Origin of the sequence: Ciceribacter ferrooxidans (assembly GCF_004137355.1) — a bacterium.
Lineage (GTDB): Bacteria > Pseudomonadota > Alphaproteobacteria > Rhizobiales > Rhizobiaceae > Allorhizobium > Allorhizobium ferrooxidans.
Genome location: NZ_SDVB01000035.1, coordinates 1 through 261 on the forward strand (window position 1 = coordinate 1; position 261 = coordinate 261).

A 261-nucleotide genomic window follows, 5' to 3' on the forward strand; every position below is an offset into this window, starting at 1 on the left:
CGACGCGCTGGTGGCAGTGGGCGGCGACGGGAGCATGACGCTGGCCGGCAAGTTCGCGGCCAAAGGAATTCCCATCGTCGGGGTCCCCAAAACGATCGACAATGACCTGGCCGATACCAACTATTCCTTCGGCTTCGACACCGCGGTCTCCACCGCAACAGAGGCCGTGGACAAGCTCCACTCGACTGCGAGCGCGCACCAGCGGGTCTTCGTGGTCGAAGTGATGGGCCGCTACGTCGGATGGATCGCCCTTCACACGGG

1 protein-coding gene is annotated in these 261 nt (G+C 64.4%); it reads left to right on the forward strand.

Going from position 1 to position 261, the window contains the following annotated elements; genetic code table 11:
• The coding region (locus tag EUU22_RS00310; RefSeq protein ID WP_165351011.1) for a 6-phosphofructokinase at window positions 1-261 on the forward strand (261 nt) is incomplete at both ends.